At 53.4% G+C, this 22875-nt stretch carries 14 protein-coding genes and 1 riboswitch; of the genes, 5 read left to right on the top strand and 9 right to left on the bottom strand.

From position 1 onward, the window contains the following. Positions 1–10 precede the first annotated feature (10 nt). Positions 11–1951 (bottom strand): AAA domain-containing protein, encoded by a 1941-nt coding sequence (locus tag CA13_RS14235; protein WP_146397687.1) that lies wholly within the window; start codon positions 1949–1951, stop codon positions 11–13. A gap of 56 nt (positions 1952–2007) precedes the next feature. Here CA13_RS14235 and CA13_RS14230 point away from each other — a divergent pair, with 56 nt between their 5' ends. Next, entirely contained in the window at positions 2008–2304 is a 297-nt protein-coding gene (locus CA13_RS14230; RefSeq protein WP_146397685.1) for a DUF1294 domain-containing protein, read from the top strand. A 149-nt stretch (positions 2305–2453) separates the two neighbouring features. Here the strand turns inward: CA13_RS14230 and CA13_RS14225 are convergent, their stop codons facing one another. Further along, positions 2454–4493: a sigma-54-dependent Fis family transcriptional regulator gene (locus CA13_RS14225; protein ID WP_146397683.1), complete on the bottom strand. Its 2040-nt coding sequence runs from the start codon at positions 4491–4493 to the stop codon at positions 2454–2456. A 228-nt stretch (positions 4494–4721) separates the two neighbouring features. Between CA13_RS14225 and CA13_RS14220 the strand changes: the two genes are divergently transcribed. The 3 genes from CA13_RS14220 (at position 4722) to CA13_RS14210 (ending at position 6871) form a co-directional block, all read left to right on the top strand. Then, positions 4722–5534 carry an enoyl-ACP reductase FabI gene (locus CA13_RS14220; protein ID WP_146397681.1) on the top strand — a complete coding sequence of 271 codons (813 nt, stop codon included), beginning with the start codon at positions 4722–4724 and terminating at the stop codon, positions 5532–5534. Between the two features lie 65 nt (positions 5535–5599). Then, positions 5600–6193: a thioredoxin family protein gene (locus CA13_RS14215; RefSeq protein ID WP_146397679.1), complete on the top strand. Its 594-nt coding sequence runs from the start codon at positions 5600–5602 to the stop codon at positions 6191–6193. Next, positions 6194–6871, top strand: a complete 678-nt coding sequence (locus CA13_RS14210; RefSeq protein ID WP_146397677.1) for an ABC transporter ATP-binding protein — start codon at positions 6194–6196, stop codon at positions 6869–6871. Between the two features lie 88 nt (positions 6872–6959). On the opposite strand, the gene CA13_RS14205 is transcribed toward CA13_RS14210, so the two are convergent. From CA13_RS14205 to CA13_RS14185, 5 genes are all read right to left on the bottom strand, one after another. After that, positions 6960–8186, bottom strand: coding sequence for a nucleotide-binding protein (locus CA13_RS14205; protein ID WP_146397675.1), 1227 nt, complete (start codon positions 8184–8186; stop codon positions 6960–6962). A gap of 98 nt (positions 8187–8284) precedes the next feature. Further along, entirely contained in the window at positions 8285–9910 is a 1626-nt protein-coding gene (locus tag CA13_RS14200) for a type II and III secretion system protein family protein (RefSeq protein ID WP_146397673.1), read from the bottom strand. A 132-nt stretch (positions 9911–10042) separates the two neighbouring features. Further along, entirely contained in the window at positions 10043–11110 is a 1068-nt protein-coding gene (gene cpaB / locus CA13_RS14195) for a Flp pilus assembly protein CpaB (RefSeq protein ID WP_146397671.1), read from the bottom strand. A 305-nt stretch (positions 11111–11415) separates the two neighbouring features. Then, complete coding sequence (locus CA13_RS14190; protein WP_146397669.1) at positions 11416–11973, bottom strand: A24 family peptidase; 558 nt, start codon at positions 11971–11973, stop codon at positions 11416–11418. Positions 11974–12328: 355 nt separating this feature from the next. Then, positions 12329–12511, bottom strand: a complete 183-nt coding sequence (locus CA13_RS14185; RefSeq protein WP_146397668.1) for a Flp family type IVb pilin — start codon at positions 12509–12511, stop codon at positions 12329–12331. A 184-nt stretch (positions 12512–12695) separates the two neighbouring features. After that, positions 12696–12826: riboswitch (cyclic di-GMP riboswitch) on the bottom strand. A 347-nt stretch (positions 12827–13173) separates the two neighbouring features. On the opposite strand from CA13_RS14185, the gene CA13_RS14180 reads away from it, so the two are divergent. Beyond that, positions 13174–13524 carry an Hpt domain-containing protein gene (locus tag CA13_RS14180; protein ID WP_146397666.1) on the top strand — a complete coding sequence of 117 codons (351 nt, stop codon included), beginning with the start codon at positions 13174–13176 and terminating at the stop codon, positions 13522–13524. 86 nt (positions 13525–13610) lie between these two features. Here CA13_RS14180 and CA13_RS14175 read toward each other — a convergent pair whose 3' ends face one another. Together CA13_RS14175 and CA13_RS14170 are read right to left on the bottom strand one after the other, a co-directional pair. Then, on the bottom strand, positions 13611–21170 hold the full coding sequence (locus CA13_RS14175; RefSeq protein ID WP_146397664.1) for an isopeptide-forming domain-containing fimbrial protein: 7560 nt from the start codon (positions 21168–21170) through the stop codon (positions 13611–13613). A 44-nt stretch (positions 21171–21214) separates the two neighbouring features. Further along, positions 21215–22465 (bottom strand): BBP7 family outer membrane beta-barrel protein, encoded by a 1251-nt coding sequence (locus CA13_RS14170; protein WP_419194347.1) that lies wholly within the window; start codon positions 22463–22465, stop codon positions 21215–21217. Between the last annotated feature and the right edge of the window lie 410 nt (positions 22466–22875).

Below are 22875 nucleotides of genomic sequence, written 5' to 3'. Positions count from 1 at the left end.
TCACTTTTGCTTAGACGTCACCAAATTGCCATACCGATTTGTAGGCTTGGTGGTCTTCGAAGTACTTCAGCATGGACGCGTAAAAGTCGTTCGTTGCCAATGTTGCACTGTCGCCAATCATCACCAATTTCCGGCGTGCTCGGGTCATTGCTACGTTGGTTCGCCGCGTGTCGGCCAAGAAACCAATCTCGCCGATTTCGTTACTGCGGACCATCGTCAGTAGCACCACTTCTTTTTCTCGTCCTTGAAAACCGTCGACTGTATCAATTTCAAGATCGGGGAATTCGAGACGTGATCGTAGTAATCGGACCTGCGCGGCGTAGGGTGCGATGATAGCGATTTGATCAGGCTCGACTCCCACGTCCATCAGTTCGCGGACGATTTTGACGATGAAATTCGCTTCCTTTGGATTCAACTTGCTCGCACCATCGGGCTCTAGCTGCTCATCGAATTCGGCTCCGGCCGTATCGATATACTCGATCGGCTCGCTCGTGCTGTCACATCTCACCACATTTGGCAAGTCACAAAGACGATGCGACTTGACCGACGCGTCCGCCACCAAGCTGCCGTCATAAAACGTGTCGGATGAAAAGTCCATGATCGCTTCGTTCATCCGGTATTGAACGGTGAGTCGCCGAAAGATCGATTCGCCTTCACGTTGGATCAAATGCTGCATGAGCGAGTCGCGCATGCCGGCTTTGGCTGCTTCGTCGCTGAGCACCGTTGGTGGCAATTGGCAATGGTCGCCGGCAAAGATGATTCGATCGGCTCGCAAGACTGCTTGCCAAACGCTTGGCTGAGTGCATTGGCAGGCTTCGTCGACAACGACCAAATCAAAGTTACGGTCCCCAAGCAAATCGTCGTCGATCGTGGTGGTTGTGCAAACCACGTCCGCGGAATCAAGCACGCTTTGAATGATGGACCGTTCGAGCGAACGAATTTGGCCTCTCAATTTCCCCGCTTCGGAATAGACCTCTCGTTTTCGTCGATAGTCATCACGGCCACGAGGTTTCTTGGACGCTTCGCGCATTAGTTGTTCGAGTTCTCGCCGCATGTCGCGGATCACTCCGGTTGACGGATCCGCATCCACCAATTCATCAAGCGTGTGGCCTCGTAATGATTCGAAGACTCTCGCCGGATGGCCAACTCGCACAACGTTGGGCATGATCGCGACGAGTCGCTCGAGAAGGTTGTCGACGGCGGTGTTGCTCGGGGCGCAAGCTAGCACGCGATCCCCAGCGGCGACGGCTTGGTAGATCACCTCGGCAATGGTCGTCGTCTTGCCTGTTCCGGGTGGGCCGTGCAAGACGGCGGCGTCTTGGGCCGACAAGGCAAACCGAACCGCGTCCTGTTGCGGCGGGTTGAGGGCAGTAAAAAAATCGACTTTCGTAGGTTCGCGAAAACGTAGCGGTCGGAAACCAAGAAGTGCGTCGCGAAGACGACCGGTTCGTTTTTTGGACGATTCGGCTTTTTTCATCGCAGCCAATTGGCGACGACGAGTTGTTTCGTCGGGTGAAAGATCGATACGGAACAACGAACCACTCGGCCACTGCTCGGTAGCGACTTGGATAGTGTTGTGTTTCCGTCGACTGACCACGCCGGGCACGCCTTCATCGGACGGGTCACCCCAATCGGACACGACCACGGGCGAACCAACCTTTAGCCGATTCATGGGCAGCGGTTCGTGACTTGGTTTGACAAAATCAAGTAGCAAACGGCCCGCTAGACCCGTTTGATGGTCAGCCATTCGCAGCGAGACGATCGTTTCGCCAGATTTTTCGACATCACGTTGCGAACGAATTTGGCGGCGCAGCGCTAAGCGAGCACGTTCGGCTTCCCCTTCGAGGCTGAGCCAATGGGCGAGCACGGCAAAGTAGTCTTCTGGTGAGATACAATCTTGCAGTACCCTAATTCCGCCACCGAAACTAGCTGAACGAGAACGTGGCGACATGAACTGGCTCGAATGGGAAAGTCGGAAAAGGGAAAAGTCGAAAAAGGATCTTATTGATGACAGCAGTCAACATAGCAATCGTTTTCGCGATTTGGACAGGCCTTGCTAGTGCGATCACGGCGGTTTTGTATGCGTTTGACAAAAACGCGGCCAAGAAAGAGGTTCGTAGGGTGCCCGAGCGAACGTTGTTGGCGTGGTCCGCCGTCGGTGGTTGGCCAGGCGGATGGATCGCCGGTCGAATGCTTCGCCACAAAACACAGAAGCTTTCCTATCGCATAAAGTTCGCGATCTGTGTGTTATTCAACGTGGCGGTGGTATTCGCAGCGTGGCGGTGGTATTCGGAGCGTGGATGAAGAGGGGGGAGTCGTTGGCCGCAACCAGTGTGGTTGTCCTGTCCGAAGACGATTTGGGCGTTGGGCTGTTTGTGTTTCAGCGAAGGCGAAGTCCAACGCCGTCACGTCACCAGGGTTGGGATAAAGCATCACTCGGAGCGAGTGACACGTTAGTCCGAGCTGGCGGATCGGCGTGTGGTGGCGTTTTCTTCGCCTGAAGTGGGCATTCCCAGTTGACGCATTTTGCGATACAGATTCGATCGATGCAGTCCAAGTCGGCTCGCGGCTTCGGTCATGTTGCCACTACACGATTCGATCGCCCGGTTAATCTGCAGCACCTGGAACACTCGCGTTGCATCACATAGCGTTGGAGGGAGGTCGTTTAAGAATGCCGCGTCGTTCGCTTCACTGATTCGGCTTTCGGGTGATCGATTGAGCATCAAATCCGCGGCCGTAATAATGTTTTCCGTCGTCAAGTAGCTGACGCGTTCGATCGTATTACGAAGTTCGCGAATGTTGCCTGGCCACGGATGGGCCATCAGTGCTTGGCGAGCTGACGGGTGCAGTTCCGGCACCGGTCGCCCGATTTGGTGAGAAAAGTGGATCAAAAAATGCTCGGCCAATAGAAGAACGTCTTCTCCACGATTCGAAAGTGGCGGCAGTGTCAACGACACCACATTTAAACGGAAGTACAAATCTTCACGAAATCGCTTTTCTCTGATACGAGTTTCGAGCGGCTGATTGGTCGCTGCGATCACGCGAACGTCCACGGGAATCGTGTGTGATCCTCCGACGCGGACGACGACTTTGTCTTCCAAGACTCGCAGCAATTTCGCTTGCCCACCGGCGCTTAGGTCGCCGACTTCATCAAGAAATAGCGTTCCACCTTTGGCGAGTTCGAATTTGCCTGAACGAGTCTGTGAGGCGTCGGTGAACGAACCTTTTTCGTGGCCAAATAATTCGCTTTCGAGCAGCGATTCCACCAACGCGGCGCAGTTCACGGCGATGAATGGGCCATGACGCCGAGTGCTTTGGTAATGGATCTGTCGGGCGAGAACTTCTTTACCCGTACCATTGCTGCCTAAAATCAAAACGGTCAAATCGGTCGAGGCCACCTTCTTGGCACTTTGGCGAACGAGTTCCACGGATCGATGTTCACCCAAAAGCGGTGTGGCGGACGCCGCGTCGTTGACCAATCGATCTCGTGATTCGGTCAGCGATTGACGCGTTCGTTGGCTTTCGATGGCGACAGCGGCGTGGAGGGCCAAGTCAGACAAAACGGCCATGTCCAAATGGTCAAAACCTTTGCCGTGATGATTGATCGCTTCGAATACACCGATGGTTTCTTCGCGTTGTTGGTCGCCCCGCCGACTGATCATTGGGACGGCGACCAGTGAGCGAGTTTGGAAATCAAGCGATTGGTCGACGGTGCGATTGACTCGTCCCTCATCATCACTGCTGCTGGCATTCCATATTTTGGAATCGCCACTGCGGAGTACTTCACCGACGACTCCGACCGAATCGTCGACTTCCAGTGGCCGCCCTTCGACGCCCAGTGCGGGCCGACCAATCAGTTTTTTTCGCCGACGATCCCAAAGAAAGATACTGGCCCGTTCGCATCCCAATAGCTGAGTTGCGGTGCTAGCAATCCGTTCAAGCAGCGTCTCGTCGTCGGCGATTCGTTGCCATTGGGCTGCCGCGTGCAAAACCGATGTGAGTTGTTCGATTCGCCGCACGCTTCGGTCGTGGCTGTCAATGCGGTCAAGCGCCGCTGCCAACAATGCGACGGCCGAACGAACTTGATTGGCTGCTTGTGCGGACTTTTGGTTACTCGAATGAGAATCCAGCTTGAAAACCAACGCGGATGACGACGAGGTGATTGTCGAGCTGTCCGACTGCAATAGCTGGCTATCGAGCGGAGCGGCGAACCACCCTTCACTGCGTTTGGGGGAGCCATGGTCGACCGCTTCGCTAACCAAATCATCGGGGAAAGCCGTTTTTTCCCCGATCCAGCATTCGCGATCCCATTTCCCCAATCTTTGACTTACCAAGCCCCCGGTCTCGCTGCCGATGGAATGCAGGACGCCAGGAAGGGTGGAAATTAAAAATTCACTTCGGGAAAAATTCGATTGGAGCGTCTTGAGGATTTCTAGCGACAGATCATCAGAGTCAGCACGAGAAGATTCGGGTGGCTGAGCAGCAGGTGTCATGAAGGAAGCTCCTGAAAAACAATAGATATACAGTGTAACACCTGTTACGGTCGCACACCAATGAATGCCATTTGAAAACAGGCAAAGATTGAGGGTAAGGACGTCTCGAAAGGTGGTTGACCAGCTGAATTAAGGGAAATAGACGAACAGGGTGCTTTGGCGTTATCCTGTAGCCTGCGATCCCTCACCGGGTAGGGTGGACGCCAAGCTTTTAAGGAAAACGAAACGATGCAATTTGCAGGCAAAAAAGGTCTGATTCTCGGCGTAGCCAACGATCATTCGATCGCGTGGGCAATCGCCAAACAAATAATGGAGGCCGGTGGTGAATGCGGTTTTACGCATTTGCCAGACCGGCCCGGTGACGATCGTCAACGCAGTCGCCGACGTGTCGCACGATTAACGGATAAGTATGAGAATGCAAAATTTCTGATACCGATGGATGCGCAGAAGGATGAAGATATCCGCAGTGTTTTTGAATACACTGCATCCGAATTCGGGAAAATCGACTTTCTGCTCCATTCCATCGCGTTCGCCGATCGCGATGATTTGTCGCGTGATACGGTCGAAACGAGCCGCGCTGGTTTCAAATTGGCGATGGACATCAGTGTCTACACGTTGCTGGCATGCACAAATGCCGCTCGGCCGCTGCTAAATCCCGGTGCCGCGGTTGCTGCGATGACCTTCTTCGGTGGCGAAAAGTGTGTGCCTGGTTACAACGTCATGGGAGTCTGCAAAGCGGCGCTTGAGGCAGCCGTCCGCTATCTGGCCTTCGAACTCGGACCGCAAGACGTTCGGGTCAACGCCTTGTCCGCTGGCCCCATTCGAACTCTCGCGGGCCGAGCTGCGGGGGTCGACGGAATGTTAGAACTGTACCAACAAATGGCACCTTTGGGGAAAAATGTCACCCATGATGAAGTGGGCCGCACAGGGGCTTTCCTGCTTAGTGAGATGAGTAGCGGTATTACTGGCGAAATCCTGCACGTTGACGGTGGTTACCATTCGATGGGAAGCCCAGGCAGGTTGCTTGACCGTTTGAAATAGTCTCGTGAAAGAACGTTTCGCGGGCATTCCGCTGTTCCAAACTCTAACCGTTAGAACACTTAATCATGGTACGAACTGCAAGCACGATGTTGCCGCTGGGGACGTTGGCACCCGATTTTCGACTTCCTGATTGCGATGGCCACATCGTTTCCCTGTCGGATTTTTCGGATGCGAAGGCGCTGTTGGTGGTGTTTATGTGCAACCATTGCCCGTACGTCAAACACGTTGCCGAGCAACTGAAAACGCTTAGCGACCAGTACATCTCGAAGGGGGTGGAGGTGGTTGGGATCAGCAGCAACGATGCCGAAAATTATCCCGATGATTCGCCCGCTGCGATGCAGCAAGAAAAATTGCTCCGCGGTTACGCATTTCCCTATCTTGTGGATGCCGATCAATCCGTGGCCATCGCTTATCATGCCGCCTGTACGCCCGATTTCTTCGTGTTTGATAGCGATCGAAAACTTGCGTACCGAGGACAACTGGACGGTAGCCGTCCGGGAAACGATTCCCCAGTGACCGGTAGCGACTTGCGAGCGGCACTCGACGCGGTGCTCGCTGGCCAAACGCCAAGCGCAGAGCAAATTCCGTCGATTGGCTGTAATATCAAGTGGAAGGTCGGGAATGAACCAAGCTACTTTAATCCGCAAGGGATGGCGTGAATGAACGCGGCACACTCGTTGAAAGTGGATCACCTCTCGAAGTCTTTCCCCACGGCGACGGATCCTCTGAGAGTTCTGCTGGACGTTTCGCTCGATCTCACCGGAGGTGATTCGTTAGCGATTGTGGGGCCGAGCGGCAGCGGAAAGAGCACTTTACTGCATATTCTCGGTACGCTCGATCATCCCGACGGCGGCAGCGTGATGATTGACGGTCGCGATCCGTTTTCGTTGAGTGAAAACGAATTGGCCGTATTTCGCAACGAGCATATCGGTTTCGTCTTCCAAGATCACCACTTGTTGCCACAGTTGACGGTGATCGAAAACGTTCTTGTTCCTGCCTTGGCTCAAGGCAAACCGAGATCAGAAGTGTTTGGTCGAGCCGAACAATTGCTCGAATCGGTTGGTTTGGCTGCGCGTATCGGGCATGTGCCAGGCGAATTGTCGGGTGGTGAACGAGAGCGTGTTGCGATCGCTCGCGCCCTGTTGATGCAGCCGTCTCTAATACTCGCGGATGAGCCGACCGGTAATCTTGACCGCCGCACGGCTGACGCGGTCACCGAATTGCTGCTGTCACTACAATCCGATTTTGGAGTGATTCTCATCGCAGTGACGCACAGTGATTCACTGGCTGCAGCAATGTCATCACGACGCGAGTTGCAGGATGGAAAACTCGTTTAGGAGACCCGTTCGACCTGTTCGACCCGTCCGACCTGTTCGACCTGTCCGACCTGTCCGACCTGTTCGATGCATCGGCCAGCGTCCTTGGCTACTGCTTTGCCTTGGCCATCCCTGGCCAAAATTTCTTCCATTTGCTTGTCGCTGTATTGGTTTCCGCCTGCTCATGATCGCTGTGGGCTTCGTGTCTGTCTTCGAGCTTATTTGCCAAATCGTGAATCGCATGCGTGATCGCAGCTTTGGGAGCCTGCGTAATTAGCGGAACGCCGTTGTTGCGAACTTCGACCATTGTGCGATAGTCGTTTGGCAATAGTGCAAACACGTCTCGCCCTAGCGTCTCTTTTGCCTTCTTCAAGCTGATTTGTCCCGAATCCAAACCAGCACGGTTTACAACGATTTCAACTCTTTCGTGCAAGTTGTCAAGTTCTTCAAAACTCATCATCAACCGGACAACATTGCGCAAGCAGGGTAAATCCAATTGAGTCACCAAGAGAATTCGCGTTGCATTGTCCATCGCCGCCAAGTCAACTTGGCTGTACGTTTTGGAGAGGTCAATGATCAGGTGCGTGAATGACGCCTTCATTAAACCGATCACTTTGCGAATGCTCTCGGCGTTGATTGATTCGGTGTCATGCAGTTCGACCGGGCGAGGCAGCAAGTACAGGCCGCTGTTGTGTTTGGTCAGCGATCGTTTTAGCAGTTGAATGTCCAATCTCGCAACATTCTGAACCACATCGGCGAGGGTGTAGTCGGGAATCGAATCGAGGAACACATCGGCATCGCCGAGGGCCAAGTCGAGGTCCAGCAATGCGACGCTATTTTGTGATTCCGCAGCCAACACGCAGCCGAGATTTACCGCGGTGCTTGTCGTGCCGACACCACCGGTGGCTCCGGCGACTGCGATCACTTCACACGGTCGCGATCCTCCTTCGCTGGTACCGTACTTTTGTTGGCTGATGCGATCTAACGTGCTGGCCAGTTCTTCCCTGGTTAGCGGCAGGGTCAAGAATTCTTTGGCGCCAGCCCTAATGGTGCGAAGGATTTGATGGCCATCGGTGCTCTCGCTGACGGCGAGAAGCGACGTGTCGGGTGAAGCCCCCGACAAACGTTGGATCAATTCAATCGCTTTGTCCGGATTCGTGTCGAGCGCAACGACCCCCACATCGGGCGAAGTTTGTTCGATGATATCCGGATAGAACTCATATCGAGAGCAGTCCGCTTCGAGCCATACCGTGTCGAGTCCCACAAGCATCCCCTTGAGTGACTCTCGGGTTGCGTCGTTGGGGTCGACAAGTGCGATTCTCAGTACGTTACTCATAAGGGATCTTCTACCGAAGTAGAATCTTTGTAAAAGGTTTCAGTCTTGCCAAATTCATCACCGATCTTCGACGCCAATGACGCCATCAACATGGGTGCTTAGTTTTGAGGTGTCATCACGGTTACGCCATCACCCACTACCATGGGATCCGTTCCCGGTACGATCGCACCGGGTGGGTACATTCCGCCTTGGTTGAACGCAGGGCCTTGGTCGTACATCGTTGCTTGGTGTTGGAGCCCGCCCATTGCTTGAGGACCAAATGGCATGCCGTTCGGATTTTGCGGTTGGCAGTTTTTATCCATGGGACTAGGGCCATAGTTCATTGGCTCGGGGCTGCCGCAATCCATGCCGTTCAAGTTGGGCACTTCAATGAACCCTCGCCCAAACAATTCACAGTCGGTTGGCGATGCCGAGTTCAATCCGGGGCCACCACAAGGTGTCTCGAATGGATCCATGGCGGCCACCACTTCCGGTGTTACCGTCACAAGTAATTCAATGTCGTTGCGTTTCTCTTCCATATGTCGGAACAGAGCTCCGATGTAAGGAAGCTCACCGAAGAACGGAGTTGCGACACGTTTTGACTCCGTTCGACTTTGAAGTAAACCGGCAATCGCGAAGGTTTGGCCAGCTTGCATTTCGACAGCAGTTTCGACATAGCGATGAGTAAATGCATACACCTGTGTACTGCCTTGAATGATGGATCGAGCCGTGTCGACCTCGCTCACTTCGGGACGAACTTCCAGACGAATGCGACCTGGGCCTACTACGAATGGCAAAAAGTCGACTGCCGTACCATATTCTTCATAGTTCACCGATATCGATCCATTTCCCGTCGGCACGATGTACGGGACTTTCCCGCCGACGATGAACCGTGCGGGACGACCATGGGTCGCGACAACGGTCGGCTCAGCGAGCAATTTCAACAGGTTGTCTTGGCGGAGCGCACGAATCAAGGCGTCAAAATTACCGGTGAAGATGCGAACATTCGCTGTGTCGCCTGCGGTCAGGTTAAACGGCGGGGATGTGGCAACGCCGGAAGCAGACAGATTCCCAAAGCCTCCCGGTGTATTGATAAAGAGGTTTCCGTTACTGAGTACCGAAATGTCGACACCAAGTTCGCGAAGTTTTGTACGCGACACTTCCATGATCTTGGTGTGTAGCAACACTTGTTGAACCCCAACCACTTTGATGTTGTTGACCACGGTGGGGTAAAATTGTTCGACGATTGCTACCGCACGGTCGACATCATCAACGCTGGTGACGGTTCCAGAGATAATCGCACTGGTGTTAACCGGCATCACCTTCAAGGATGCATACGGCAGCTGAGAAGCCAGGATTCCTTCGGCCTCGCGTGCATCCGCGGTGACAGTGACATCGACGGTGTAGAGTTTGTTGTTCGTATCCCAAAGGTTCAATTGAGTCGAGCCGGGAAGTTTGGCAAAAATCTGAATTTGATTTTGCGATACCGGCGTCGCTCCAATGACTTCTTCATTGTGAACTTGGAATTTTGGAATGCGTTCTTCGAGCGTCAAGATGCGGCTACTCTTGACCAGCATTTCTAATCGCTCGACCGACTGAGAAATGCTGTGGCTTGCGGTTGATTCGGTTGACGTTAACCTAATTGGTTCTTCACCCTTAGCGGATGTGCCGAGGCCATTGATGGCGAAGCCAAGTACAAGCATCATTGATGCAACAGACTTAGCTGTTAGTCGATTCGTATCCATCGCGAAAGCATCCTTGCGCGGCCTATTGGTTTTTCGATGTTTGCAAAAGCAGCCGTGCTTTCACGCCCATCCATCAGGCCGTTGCGGGTAACAAGTACAGGGGCAATTTAATAGGTTAATGGGTCGGTTAGACTAGTAACCGTGTGGCGGAACAGCACGTTCGGTTGGTGGTTGAAAGAACGGACTGTTTTCGCCATTGAGATAACTATAGTCAGGTTCCTCAGCGGGAGTCCCCGACACAGGAGTGATTTGGGGGCTATCGGTCGCGTTGGACGGATCCTCGTTGGTGGGTTCCTTCGTTCCTGTGCGATTCAGGATCACAGGCAACTCATTATCGACGATCCAATATTCGATCATCTCGCCCTCGACCATCTTCAGCATTTTGAAACCTTCTTTCTTAGGCTTCGGTGGCAAAACCGGAGTTTGCTTGACAACCGTTGGTGCCGGTTGCAATAACGCTTTCCGTTTTGCCTCTTGCGCGGCTTGGTAATCCGCCAACCACTTTATGAATTCTTTGCCCGCTTCACTTGGGCCCTCTTGCTCGACCGCTTCGTCGTAGTCGCCGGGGTTGCCAAGACTGAGTCGGATCTTGCCAAGTTCGTTTGCGTACGTCCAAGCATCGACGTCACCACTGTGAATCAACAACTGAACCGTCCGAGCCATTTTCGGGCGGTCCTCTTGATCGGCGATGCGGTCTGTGTTGCCGTCCATCGCAAAAATGCGGACGCCGTTGAGGACCGTTTTGGTCATCGTTTGGGGAATCAATTCGCTCTTCTGAAAGTAAGCCATCACGTTAACGCGGTCGCCCGGTTGAATGAGGTTTGAGATGCTGTTCTCAGCATCTGCTTTCATCGACACAACGCTGAATCCCTTCGGAATGGTTGCGGCATTGGTGTCCATCAATTTGACGGGCATAACGGGTTCGCCAGCGTAAAATTTCTGTTTTGCGTATTTGCCTTCCAGCTGTTTTAGGTCACCGACGGAACCTTCGGGTATGCGGTCTGCTGGCCAAGGTTCTAAGCGGATTTTGTCCGGAGTGACTTGTTCGCCAAGATCGATCGCTTTCGCTGCGACAAAGATTTCAGCTGTCGCAGTCGCACCGCCACCGGTGTTCCGAGCCTGCATCCATTGGCTAATGCCGATGGCTGCGACGGTCCCGCAAACGATCGCGAGAAGCAAGATAAGTGATTTATTTCGCATGGCTATTTCGAAGTTCCGGTTGTTTGGAACAGTTTGTCCCGGCAGAACGTGTGAACCGTATCGGATTCGGTACTGTCGGACCGTTCCGATTCATAGGGGTTTTCGGTGTATGCAGAGGCATCGCTGCAACCCGCATGATTGGCAAGCTACGGACACCGCAATCGTTGAACATGACGTAGTTACTCAAATCCCCCCAGTCGCTATCGTTTACCATCGTCGAAAATGGGGGTGCGTTTTACATCCCCGCTTTCTGCTAGGAAGCTCGTCAAGAGTTCCCTTCTTTGTTCTGAATTGCTAGCAGTCGCTTAGAGCAGCATGCCAGCAATTGCAAAGTATGCGATCGAGCCAATGGCCATCGGAATTCCATAAGGCAGTAGCGTCATGGTCGGCTTTCGCTCACGAGCAATCGTGGCAAGTTTCGAAGGATTTCGAACCGTTTTCCACTCGTGCAGAATTTGGTGAGCCATCGCAAAATGCTTGTGCCATTGTCCGCTTGCCAAAATCATGATCACTGCCATCACGCCCCCCACGATGGCGGTTGCTGCGAAAGCCCATAGAGTTACCACGGTCCCGAGCCAAGCACCGACACCAGCGAGCAGTTTCACGTCGCCAGCTCCCATGCCGCCAACGTTGCGAAGGACCAACAGCAACATCATGCCGACAACGGTTCCAAGCAGACTCCATCCGAGTCCGCTAACGCCATCTTGCATTGTCCAGTGAACCCAACCACAAAGAATGAACGGAAAAGTAAGCCAGTTGGGGACTTTCAGGATCGCGCCATCAATCACTGCGGCAACAATCAGCACGGCTGTTACGAACCAAACGGTCCAATTTTCAGTCATCCCTTGAAGTAAAGTTTCCATTTGTTCGATCCCCGTAGCGGTAGGTTAAGTGAGTGGCCACCGCTCGTGTGCAGTGATGGTGGCAATGTGTGTTTTGTATGGTTTTGGGTTTCTAGGCAGCCGCGTTTTTTCTATCGCGGTCCGACCATCCAGCTGAACATTGCGAAAAACAACGTCACCAAACAGCAGGAAAGTTGCCAGGCGTAGGCGGCTGCGTCGGTTGGAATCAGCGGGTAGTTCATGGTTTGATTTGCAACATGCGGATGACACGTAACGGAACAGAATCGTGCAGCCGGCACAGACCGCCGAAGCGATCTGTGCCGGTGATTGCAGCGAATTCAAAAATAGTGGCCACTACCGAAGTAGCGGCGATCGATTAGGATCCACCGCCGATGGTGTCAGCAACGGTTTGGAACTTGGTCGATGCGTTGGTTCCGATGGCGCCAACAGCACCAATGCAAACAACAACGATCAAAGCAAGCATGACGGCGTACTCAACTGCAGTTGGGCCATCTTCTTCCTTCAGGAAGTTAACAATACCTTCAGCAAAATTCTTCATGTCTCTCTCCTCGCGAGTGAGATGCGGATCGTCTAGGTGAAAGACCCACGACGATAGACTAAGTAGGAAAGATCGGTCCAACATGAACCGACCTCAACGAATAGCAGCTTCGTCTCCGACGTTTGTCCAACGCTCCTTGGTCAACCTCGTTCGATGAACCATTGGCTCTTCGCACAAGATTTTCCTCGGCAGCCCGGCTTTCCTGAAGCTTGGCCTGTTCATCACAAGTAAACTCGTTACTCATAACTCACACGGTTCACTCACGGACCCGTAGCTTTGCGTCCCGTCCTCTCGAACGGTTTGCCTTTGTCGAAGGAGCAAAACTGACCAGCAATTCCACCGAGCACACACATGCTCGCCTTGCTACTGGCAGCGGACCGGACTCCGATCCACTCACTCTTTCTACATTGAAGGTACGACACCTTTGGCAACAGTCAAAAAACGCCGGCTAGCGAACCCTTAACGATTGGGAAAAATGCCCGATCGTAACAGTTGTCACGATTGTCCGGCCCTTTTCAGGCGAATGCTGGACTAGCATGGATTCGCCTTGATTAACGATGCCCTTTCGTCCGACTTCCGCAGTCGCTTGCATGCAACTTCAATACGGCACACAATGCATTCAAACCTTAATGCAATGCCGCTAACAGACGTGGAAAACTCAGATGAACGGACCCTCGTGGCGAGAGCAATTTAGCCGAACCGCTGGAAACCAACCGGCGACGCTGATCGCCATTTGTGACGCGTTCCTCCAAGAAGTGCCGATGCTTGTCGGCCAGATCAAACAAGCGGTCAAGTCCAACGACGCAAATTCACTGCGTATCGCTGCTCATACGCTCAAGTCCTGCTTGCGCTACGTTGCGCCGGCGGACGATGTGAATGTGGCATGGGAAATCGAAAAGAATGCGAATTCTCCCGACGCCATAACGGAAGCTCAAGTCGATGACATCGAGCGGATCGCGACCCATTGGTGCCAGTGCGTTAAAACGCTCCAGCAGGAGACGGAACAGTTGTAATGCTAGGCATCCGTTAGTAGCTGGATTTTGTTGGGTGCGACGATTTTTTCGTCGAGCAAAAAATCGGTATTAACGGTTGTGCCGTTTTATGGGAATACGCTGCCCAGTCGATCTTGGAATAACAGGAAGTCGTCGTTGTCGACATCACTATCGCTATCCAAATCGGCATTACCACTTGGGCCGAGTAGTGAGAAGAAATCATCGAAGTTCAATCCCGGCCCTTGGCGTAGACGCGAATTGAGCAGACCCCGTTTGCTGATCACGCCGGGGCGGAGTCCGAGTTCCGTGAAGAAGTAGTCTTCCGCTTCCACGCCAACTGGTAAAACGACTTCCAACGAATCATTCACGATTTCGGTTCCACCACTCGTGCCGATGTACTCGTCATTGTCGAGAAACAGTGACGGCTGCGTTTGGGTGACTTGATACGTTCCGGCCCGAAGCAACTCGAATAGATAGTTTCCGGATGCGTCGGTGGTGGTCGTCAGTAGAACGGGGTTGCTCAGGTCGTCAATGCCAGTCAGTGTGATCGTGACGCCTGGCAGCAGAATCTCGCCCGCTTCGGCGATCCCATTGCTATTGGTATCGACCCACGAAGTTCCGGCGATACTTGACCTAGCCAAAATCAACGTCGGTTCGGTGACTGAGTCATTGGACGTATCGGTATCCGTTTCGGTCGCAGTCACGTTTGCAGAATTGGTGATGGACCCCTCCGTTGCGGGGGCTGTCAAATCAATTACGATCGTTGCACTCTGGCCCGGCAGCAGCGTTCCAATGTTTCCGGTTACGACCAAACCTGAGACGGTCGCGGTCCCAGCGTCCGAGGATGCCGTGATGCCGGAGACACCCGCTGGCAAATTGTCGGTCATCGTCACGCCCGTCGCTGTTGATGGGCCATCGTTAGTGACAACGATAGTGTAGGACAACGGAAGTCCAATCACGCCCGGGTCTCGGCTGTCCGCTTTCGTGATGCTCAGGTCAATTTCAGGAGCGGTTGTCGTGAACGTCGCCGGATCATTATCGGTATCGTTTCGGCCGCCTGGACCAAGCCGATTGTCGTATTGAAGGTTCGAAGTATTCGTCACAACCGCGCTACCACCCGCCGATGGATGAATGATCGCGTTAAACGTAATCGTTACCGTATCGGTTTGTGATAGCGAATCGATCGAGATAGCAATCGTCGTATCAGCCGGATCATTCCCCGTGCCCACGGTGCCGCGATTGGTGACGACCGAACCAGGAACAAGACTCAAATTCGAGTCTGCTATCAAGTCTGAAATTGAGATGTCATAGGCATCTGCGGTCGAGCCAGCAGTGTGGGCGATTGTTAGTGAGTAAGGTACCACTGTGCCAGCAGGTCCCGTTGTTATCCCCGCCACTTTCGAGATCGACAACTCTGGTTCCACCACTTCCACGTCACGGGTGGATACCGAAGTCGCCCCGCTGACATTGATGGTTGCCGAGTTGGTCAACACGTCGCCATTGACGTTGGCTGGGTCGTCGACCACGCGAGCGACCAAGATGATTTCGACCTCGTCGTCTGTGTTCGTCAAACCGTCCGGTGTATTGACGACGGTTCCAAAGTCGACCACCACGCGGTCATCGATCGTATCAATGTCCGAATCGCTAACCACAATTGTTGGTGCGCTGAAACTCAGGTTGGCACCTTGGGCACCAAGCGAAGCAGAAACAAGCTCAAGTCGATCCGCACCGGTTTCAAGTTGATCGGTGATCACAAGCGTGTTCGTCCCTTCGGGTAATGTCGCGATGATCGAATAGGTGATTTCTTCTCCAATCGCGACATCATTGGTCGCCGGATTGTATTCACTCGATCCAGTGTCGGCCCGGTTCGTTGAAACGATGGTCTTCCTCGACTCGGGGGCATTGGTGGTCACGGATCCATTGTCGCTGCTCAAGTGGTCGTTCGTAGCAGCTCCGGGGTCACTGTTGTCGCCGGTTCGCTCGACGGAAAGCGAATGGGATGAAAGTGCAGTCGTCACATCGCCCGGTAAACTCGACCACGCAATGTCGGCGCTGTTGGCCAAGTTCGTTGATGCCGGAGCCGACGTTTGGACCACGGCATCGAACGTGATTTGCGCTGTCTCGCCGACTGGAATTGAACTCCATGCCGCAGATAGATCACCGCCCGTGTCCGATGAAGTGTCGAGAACCGCTCCGGCCGACGTCACGATATTGACCGAAGCTGGGTCATACTGCAAATGGTTGGCAACCGAATTGATCAAGTTTTGTAAGCTTACATTGAATGCATCGGCGTCACTGCCAATGGTGTGAGCGACATCGATTGTGAAGGTTACTGTGTCTCCCGCATCCGCTGTCGCCGGGACGCCGTTGGATACTGTGACGCTCAATTCCGGTTCCACGATCGTTAAATCAGGTCCGTCGAGTGAAATGGAACCGGTGTTCCAATCAACATCCGCTGTGTTGTCACGCACGTCGGAGCGATTGTTGAACGATTCATTCAGCACGATTGCTCGGTATCGGATGGTGATCGTTTCGGAGTCCGAGTCGGTCGCGGCGTTGGTGATATTGCCAAAATCGAATGTGACCGAAGATCCGTCAGCTGGAATCGTTCCGGTGGCGGTCGTTTGGATGGCGGCCATCGTACCAGCCGATGATGTGATTCCTGTTGACGGAGTGATGGAAACAATGTCCATGATCGCGAGTCCTGCATCAGGCGTGTCGACCACTTGGACGTTGTTGGTTGCACCTTGAGGAATCGTTAACTCCACTTCGTAAGTGACGATCTCACCGATGGCGACGTTGCTCGCCAAGGTATGCGATCGATCGGTTCCGAAAAGTGTCTTGGTCGCGGTAGGCTGAACAACGGTGACCGCATCGGATGCGTTTCCGCGATAGTCGTTCTCGGTTCCGCCGGGATCGCTGGTCAAGCCGGTTCGCTCGGTACTGTTGGTGTCGCTTGATTGAGCGCCCGTGACATCACCGGGCAGCGATGACCACGCGATTGTAACTGGGTTAGTAACCGTGGTGCCCGATTCGACACCCGGTGCAAGTCGAGCGAGGTAGGTGAATGTGTTTTCCTGGGTGAGCGTAAGCGAGGACCAAGTTGCGGTGACGACACCGCTGGATTCATTCAGGATCGGTGCGGTGCCCGAAGTGGATGACAAGCTACCGTCAAACACCAGTCCCGAAGGGAGTGTATTGCTAAGTGCAACTTCAAATGCATCCGTGTCGCTTGGTCCGGTATGGTCGACCGTTACCGTGACCGTAAAGACGTCGTTTGATTCGCCGCTTGTGGGTGAAATGGTCGTTGACACCGATAGTTCTGGTTCCACGATGGTGACGTCGGGTCCATCGACGGGGACACTGTTGGCTGTACCCCAAGTTAAGGCACCCTGGTTGTCGCGAGCAATGCCGCGATCGTTGCCGCTGCTATTGATAACCACCGCGGTATAGGTCATCGTGATCGTTTCGGTAACTGACGAATCAGCGTTGTTGTTGGTCAAATCTCCAAAATCGATCGTCACGCTCGTGCCATTTGCCGCAATCACCGCTCCTGCAGCCACATCGGGAAACGTGCCGATGGTAGTCACCAAGTCGGTTGAATTGGCGACCACCGATGTCACATTGGCGATCGAGAGTCCCGGGTCAGGCGTGTCCACGAACTGTGCGGAAGGCATTGTTCCGTTAGGCACTTCGAAGACCACTTCGTAGGTCACAATTTCGCCGATCGCGACGTTCGTTCCACTGGTATGTCCGGCGTTGGTCGCGATAATTGTCTTGGTTAACACAGGGGCGATCACTAACACCGAATCGCTATCGGTATCGTTGTAGTCGTTTTCCGTGGCACCGGGATCCGTGGATGCCCCGGTTCGTTCCACGCTCAGAGGGACGCCCGCAATGATGGTCGTTTGGTCGCCTGGCAGCGAGCTCCAAAGCAAATCGGCATCGTTGGTGATGGTAGCACCGGCGACCACCGAGGCATCGGCGATCACATCGAACGTGATCGTTGAAGTCGATCCGTCGTCAGGGAACGAATTCCAAACGGCCGTGATCGTCCCGCTCGATTCAGCTAATGAAGTCGGAGCCAGCCCCGAGGAGGAGAGCGAGCCGTTGTAACTCAAACCAGTTGGCAATACGTCGGTCAGAGACACGTCGAACGCGTCGGCGTTGGAAACCGCATCATGCGATACCAATAGGGTTACGGTAAAAACGTCCGCCGCTTGACCGGTGGCCGGCGCGATGGTTTTTGCAATGTTTAAATCGGATTCCACGATCGTCACATCGGGGCCATCGATATTAATGGAACCGGATGTCCATGTTACCGCCGCGGTATTATCGCGCGCCACACCACGATCATTCCCGCTCGCATTGAGCATGATCGCTCGGTAAGTGATCGTGATTGTATCGTCGACAGCGTTATCATGGTTGGCATTGGTTAGAGTTCCAAAATCGATTGAAACGTTGCTTCCGTTTGCGCCGATCGTTGGAGTCAGACTTGCAATGACGCCATTCGAAGACGTGATGTCGGGCACATTGGACGCTGCGATGCTGTCGACACCGATGATGGCAAGTCCGGGATCCGGCGTGTCGGTCCAAATCATATTCGGTGAAGTTCCTTCGGGAACCGTCACCGTGCTGGTGTAGGTCACGATTTCGCCAATTGCGACGTTGTTGCCCGTTGTGCTTGCTTCACTTGTGGTCGAAATGGCCTTCGCGACCATAAGGGTAGCGATGCGGGTCGACGCAGGATCGATCAAGTCTTCGGTTGTGAAATCAGGTCCCGCTTCGACTGATGCATAGTTGTAGAGGGTGGCGTCGGACGTTAGCAGCTGGTCGGGAACTGCGGTTGTCAAGACTTCCAAGTCATACGTGATGATCACGATGTTCCGGCCATCGGTCGGATCGTACTCGTCGAGCGAACCCGAATTGGTTCCGTCGCCGGCGTCTGCGGTTGCACCGGGATCGACAAGTTCAATCCCTCCGACGGGGTCAAATAGTCCAGTGCCAATCACGTTGGTCGGCATTGCCGCGCCGGTGCCGTCCGAGACATGCATGTTCAATCCGCCACCCGGGATTTGAAAACCGGCCGGTAATGCATCTCGTATGCGAACGTCAAACGCCCCTTTGCCACTCGACCCGGTGTTTTCAACCACGATCGCGAATGTTACTAAATCACCTGCATCGACGAGACTCAAATCGCTATCAATCGGTGTCGTGGCTAGCCCGTTGCTATTGATTGTTCCTGCCCACCGATTGCCGGCTGTCCCCGGAACCGTAAACGCGACCGGACCCGTTACGACGGGTAAGTAGACATCGTCGGTGTTTGTTGTGGCAACAATCCCTTTTTTGATATTTAACTCAGGTTCCGCAAGTTGGATTTGAATGATCTCATCATTGACGAACATGCCTTGGTTAGTCGAATCTTGGTTCCGACGAACTTGGTTGGTCAGGTACAATCCATCGGCGAACGGATCATTACTTGCCGTGACCGTAAACAGTAAGTCGACCACGCTCGATTGGCTCGGTTCGATATCAAAGTCACCGTAGTTGAATAGCAAGACATTGCTGGTTGCGTCGGAGGTGACTGTCGGGCGGTTGGTCGCATCGATCGAATTGACGTAGATGCTGTTGAACGTATCGCTTGGCCCGAATTTCCATTCTCCCGCCGGGGGTGTTGTCGCCCCGGTTGCGTCAAACGACGTCACTTCGGTAGCGTCCAAAACCGGAAGCGGCAAGTAATCTTCCAGCATGAAATCTTCGATGTCACTGTTGGGCAGCGCTGAATTGATTCGGTAAGTGATCGTATCGCCTGGTGTCAAAACCAAAGGCGTTGGCAAAGTCGTGTTGCCGTTGATTGCGTAAATCGCCTTGCTCAACGTTCCACCCGCGATCATGAAATTATCGTCGCTGATGTCGGCTTCTGTTTCCCCCGTTGCGGTTGTGTTGGTGTAGTGGAAAACATCGCCTGCGATCGTGACATCGTTTTCAAGCAAGTCACCTTCGTCAACTGACGGGTCGCCCGACGGAAATTGAATCGAGAAGTCATCTTGGACGATCGCGCGAAAGACGATCGTTCCTGTGGTTGCACCGAGGTTAGGCGAGGCACTCGGGTCAGCGCCGAGGGTCCCACCAATGGGTACTTGTCCGCCAAGGACTAAGGTGTCTGCGGGAACACCGCTGCGAAGCACTAGTTCATCACTGACACGAAGTCGGAATTCTTGCGTACCTACCGTCGTCAATGGAACGCTAAAGTTATCTGTGATCGTATAGTTCGCTGGCGAGACATTTCCCGAGGACGCCAGGCCATGCTCGGTTACTGACAAGGTAGGAGTGAACGTAGTGTCGAATCGTTGGCCATCGGACAAGACATCATCAATGACAATGTCGTCGAAACCAAAATAGTCCGAAATTTGGAATTGCAGCGTGTACTCGACCGTATCGCCACCGCTGTATCCACCGCCGCCAGCATCATTTTGCAGGGCGACTGTTTTCTGGATGGCAATCGATTTTGACTCAAAAGTCGACTCGGGGCCCGCTTCGTCAACCGAGACATTATCGGAACCTGACGGATCGCCTGGATCGAGCGGCGTCCAATCGCCTAGCAAGGATACGTTGTTGGGCGAGGTTCCATCGTCACCCGAGGTCGGGTCAAGGACGGTTGACCCATCCGCATCGCGAAACGGAACGTAGTAGTTGAACGTCACCGACGCATCCACAGCAGCGGTTGTGCCAGAGATCGAGGGCAAATTGAACGTCAAATTGTTGCTTGGCGCGTTTGCAGGTGTGGTTGGGGTGTTGGTGGTCGTGCCTGAAGGCGTGATCGTCACGCCAGGCAACAATTCAATGTTGTTTGGCAGTAGATCGGTCAAATCGACATCGGTGATGGTTTGACCGTCTGCGACGTTGATATTGATCGTAAATTGACGAGGAAAGTTTGGGCCCGTTGCCGTTTCGAATTCGGGGCCGACGTAGAGCTTTTCTAATTGGATCAGCGTTGGCGTGACTGCTGCCAAGGGAGTCCATGTTGTCGCAGTCGGGCCTTGACTCAGCAAGCTAGGGTCACCGGGCGAGCCGATCGGGTTGTCGAGTGCATCATTGCCAAATTGGAAGCCACTGCGAGCCCGTAAAGTTAAAGCCGTACCAACATCCGCATGCGAGGACAGCGTGGTTTGGAAGTCGATCGTTGCGCCAGGTTGGTCTGCGGTGAAAGAACCAAAAGGCAATTGAAAGACAAGAAGTTGATCACCTTGCGTTCCGGTGACTTGTAGCGGAGTACCGGTGTTGTCGACCGCATAGGGGTGGTCAATCAAGCCCGTTGCATCGAACGTAAAAACGGTGGTTGTTATCGGCGCACCGAGATAGTTTGCCGATCCATTTATATATTCAATGCCATCGACGTCGACACCGCTAACCCCATCGGCACCGTTACGAGGCAAGTAAACATCGATAAAAGGTCCAAAGCCAACGTCGCTCGCATCGGTGTTGTCGAACGTGACGCTGACCGGCACATTTTCACCAATGAAGACTTCTGCAGGCACATCCATCGTGACCGCCGGAATGGCAGCGAAGACAAGACGTTTTTCGAGTGGTTCCGCGATCAAATTTCGTAACGTATTCCGCGTGCGATTTTTTTTACGCGTCTGTTTTTGACGAGAAAACAACATCATCCGTTCAAATTCCTTTTTGAGCGTATTGTCGTAGCTGTGCTTGACTAGAAGTTGAACTGTAAGCCGATATTGAAACCATGAACCCAGAGCGGTTCGTCATTGAACGCGAAGACGGGATTCGGACCGGCGCCGGGCAATTCGGGAGGAAGGTTTCCTGGGTCAATTGCCGTCGGCAAATGATCAACCGCTTTCACTGCGTCATGCAAATAGATCACGGTGTAGCCAAACTGGGCTGACATCTTGTCAGTCAATCGCCGTTTCATTGAAGCGTTGATTTGTGGAACCCATGCGAAACGTGTTCGATCGTGTTTGCCACGGTTGGTTTGTAACGCCAAGAAGCCCGCGTTGTGGGTTTCCGCAGGGACGCCACCAGCGAATGCCTGCGTACTGCCTTCGATTTCGACTGTTTGTGAAACAAAGCCAAACCCAATGTCGCCGCGTACATTCCAAATCCACTTGTTGCGATTTCCGCTGTAACTAAGCCCCAACGGCATTAGGTGATAAGCGTTCGTTGCCGTGAACGTGTCATGGATGTTGTAATAAGTGTCGGGCGCGATCAGCCCACCCGCAGGGATATCTACGTGTTCGCGGATCGAGATTTTGTCGCGAAGCCAAAAAAATCGATACCCCGTGTAAAATTCCCACCAACGACATTGGCCACTCTTTAGACAGAAAAAGATTAATGGATCGATCCCGATCGCCTTCCGTTCATAATCCGAGTCAAAGCTTCCGTCGGCAATGCCGGGAAAGCTAATGATTTGTGCATCGTTCGCTCCGGTATCGGAGTTGTAAAACGGCCGAGCGAGAATCGGATCACCGCCGCTTGAGGAAGCGCCAAACGAATCGTCGTTCTCGAACAACTGTAGAAGGTCAATTTCCAAACGCGAGATTCCGGACTCGTTCACAAAACGCCCGAATCGCATACGGAATCCGACGTGGGCCCAATCGCCGACCGTATCGTTGCCATACAATACGCTCGTGCTTGTGCTGCCGATCAAGCCAGCGTCATCGATTGGTGTTCCGGATGGATTCGTCGTAAGAAGCGAGGGCAAACTCGAATCGCCTGCCCACCACAATAGAAGGTCAGCATCGAAGTAGCGGCGAGGGCGAGAGGGACGCCACGGGTTATAGTCAATGATTGGGGGTGGTTCGGCAGCGGCTGCTACAGCGGCCGCTGCGGCTGGCGAAACCACAGGTAGGGTGATTGCCGATGGGACTGGTGTCGCTGAAACTTCGATCAATTGCCCTTCGGCAACGTGCAGGTGGCCAAACGCTATTGCCACAGAAACGAGCATTGCGCACTTGAACGCAGCAGAACGCTCAAAAACGTGTCCGCAAAACCATCGCCACATAATATTTCCAAACTTTTTCATTTTTCATTAAAGTCCGCATGTGTACTAACAGTCCGTTCTTTTAGGTGTCAATCCGAATAGTGGTGTAAACCCCTATTCCAGATTTGCCAAATGAGTTTCACGGCACCTGAGGCGTTCTACCGATATTACGACGATCCGTTTAGAATCACGGAGTCTGAGAAATTGTCGGTCTGCGTACCGATCAGAAACGGGCGTCGTGGATCTTGCCAATGATTCTGAGCCCTGGGACGTGCTGCCACGCCCACTACTAAGATGTAGCCGTCAATGATCTTTTCATGTTGCCAACTGCGATCCCCCTCTTTGCTCGATAACCGACTTGGGACCATACACCT

Source organism: Novipirellula herctigrandis (assembly GCA_007859835.1).
Taxonomy (GTDB): Bacteria; Planctomycetota; Planctomycetia; order Pirellulales; family Pirellulaceae; genus Novipirellula_A; species Novipirellula_A herctigrandis.
The sequence above is the reverse complement of the archived record's forward strand: the minus strand, read 5'-3'. Positions and strand labels throughout refer to the sequence as shown.